The organism is Zhongshania aliphaticivorans (assembly GCF_902705855.1).
GTDB classification, from domain to species: Bacteria; Pseudomonadota; Gammaproteobacteria; order Pseudomonadales; family Spongiibacteraceae; genus Spongiibacter; species Spongiibacter aliphaticivorans_B.
The window spans coordinates 1-2,313 of record NZ_CACSIJ010000007.1 but is presented as its reverse complement, the minus strand read 5'-3'; the positions used below and the strand labels follow the sequence as shown (position 1 = coordinate 2,313).

3 protein-coding genes are annotated in these 2,313 nt (G+C 51.6%); all 3 read left to right on the top strand.

The window, feature by feature from the left end:
- The first annotated feature begins 77 nt into the window (after positions 1-77).
- From tnpA to tnpC, 3 genes are read left to right on the top strand one after another with little or no spacing between them, the layout of a single operon-like run.
- Positions 78-377: an IS66 family insertion sequence element accessory protein TnpA gene (gene tnpA / locus GVJ32_RS04455; RefSeq protein ID WP_159238863.1), complete on the top strand. Its 300-nt coding sequence runs from the start codon at positions 78-80 to the stop codon at positions 375-377.
- Complete coding sequence (gene tnpB, locus GVJ32_RS04450; RefSeq protein ID WP_159238862.1) at positions 377-733, top strand: IS66 family insertion sequence element accessory protein TnpB; 357 nt, start codon at positions 377-379, stop codon at positions 731-733. The genes tnpA and tnpB overlap by 1 nt, the downstream gene beginning before the upstream one ends.
- A 24-nt stretch (positions 734-757) precedes the next feature.
- Entirely contained in the window at positions 758-2,290 is a 1,533-nt protein-coding gene (gene tnpC / locus GVJ32_RS04445) for an IS66 family transposase (RefSeq protein ID WP_159238861.1), read from the top strand.
- Positions 2,291-2,313 lie beyond the last annotated feature (23 nt).

The following is a 2,313-nucleotide window of genomic DNA, read 5'->3' as shown; positions in this document are numbered from 1 at the left end:
GTAAGCGCTCAATAAACCCCATCTAATAATCTTCCCGCTGCGGCTTTACTCTTCGGCTTTAACCTGAGGAGCCATCCATGAGCACAATCAATAAATCGCAATTCTGGCAAGACCACATCACCGCTTGGCAAGGCAGCGGTCTTTCTCAAGCAGCGTATTGCAAGCAGCATGAGATCAAATTTCATAACTTCGCGTATTGGCGAAATCGTTTAAGCCCCGCAAAAGAGCCCTCAGCAAAATTATTAAAACTGGGCGGCATGCTAGCTTCATCTCGTATGATAATGAATTTGCCGCTCGGCGTTCGATTGGAATTATCCGCCAGCGATTTGCCTGTTGTGTTGCCCGCGGTGCTGCATATCCTTCGGGAATCGAACTGATGCTGCGGCCCTCGCCAAACATTGACGTGTATTTGTACATGGGCCCAGTGGATATGCGCAAATCCATTAACGGATTGGCCGCGCTGGTTGAAAACGAACTAGCGCTCTCACCGATGATGGAAGTGCTGTTTGTGTTTTGTAATCGTGGCCGAGATAAAATCAAACTCCTATATTGGGAGCGAAATGGCTTTGTTGTCTGGTATAAGCGCCTAGAAAAGCAGCGCTTTAAATGGCCTCGCCAGCGCGAGTCAGGCTATGAATTACGCGATGGCCGCGACTTAAACTTCTTGCTCGATGGCTTGGATATTTGGCGCAATAAACCACATGAAACCTTGTATTTTGACTCGGTTAGCTAACGGTGTTTTGGTATAATACGCGTCATGACGACGCGACCATCACCCCCTTCTTCTGACGATATCCACAGCCTCAAAGCTTTGCTTTTGGAGAAGGATAAACGCATCTCGTTACTCGAAGAACAAGTGCGTTTATTAAAGCATAAACGCTTTGCGGCCAGCAGCGAGAAGTCGGATGGGCAGGCCGAGCTGTTTAATGAAGCCGAAGCGACTGAACCCGCCCCAAAAGAAGACCTTGACGAAAACACGGATGACCCCGAAACCGAAACGATCCAATACGAGCGTCGCAAATCCCGTGGTCGTAAATCGTTACCCGCTGACTTGCCGCACGTTCGTATCGAACATGATCTGGCTGATGCCGACAAAGTCTGTGAATGCGGTTGTGCGCTAACGCATATTGGCGAAGACACCAGCGAGCAGCTGGATATCATTCCCGCAACCGTCCAAGTCTTAGTACACGCGCGACTAAAATACGCCTGCAAAGCGTGTGAATCGACGGTACGTACCGCCGCTTTACCGGCGCAGCCCATTCCAAAAAGCAATGCGAGTGCAGGCCTACTGGCGTATATCGCTACCGCGAAATACCAAGATGCGCTGCCATTGCACCGCCAAGAAGCCATCTTCAAACGGATGGAGATTGATATCCCCCGCAACACCCTCGCCAATTGGATGATGCGCAGCGGTGAATTGATTGCGCCACTTATTACCCAGCTTGATCGCGAGCTTCGCCGAGGAAGAATCATCCAGTGCGACGAAACGCCGCTTCAAGTATTAAACGAACCGGACAGGCCCGCGAGTAGCCAATCGTATATGTGGGTCAGGCGTAGTGGCGCCCCAGATCACCCCATCGTGTTATATGACTATGCACCGAGTCGCGCTGGCAGAGTGGCGGAGAACTTACTCAAGGGCTTTAGTGGTTATCTGCAAACCGATGACTATGCGGGCTACCATGCCGTCGGCCGTCAAGACGACATTAGCCATGTGGGCTGCTGGGCTCATGCCCGCCGTAAATTCATTGATGCCCAAAAGGCGGCAAGCTCTAAAGACAAAAAGACCGCCCGCACCGGCAAAGCCGATGTGGCCATTAACTATATTGCCAAGCTGTATGCCATCGAAAAGCAGGCGAAAGACGCGAGCAGCGAAGCTCGCCGCCAACTGCGACAAGAGAAAAGCGCCCCGATCCTAAAAGCCCTGCGGGAGTGGTTGGACAAAACGCTACACAGCACCTTGCCCAAAGGCCTGCTCGGTACGGCACTGGGTTATCTCAACAAGAACTGGGAAAAGCTCGTAGCCTACACAGAAGACGGCGACGTAAAAATCGACAACAACTTGGCCGAGAACGCCATCCGGCCCTTTGTTATAGGCCGGAAAAATTGGCTGTTCAGCGCCACACCGAGGGGCGCCCATGCCAGCGCCGCTATATATAGTTTAATCGAAACGGCAAAAGCAAATGGCCTTGAGCCTTACGCGTATTTGCGGGAAGTGTTTACAAGACTGCCGAGCATATCCAGTGATGAAGAATTACAGGCGCTGCTACCTTGGAATGTGTCGCTCGTGTAGGGTGTGGTTAATAGAGCGCTTAC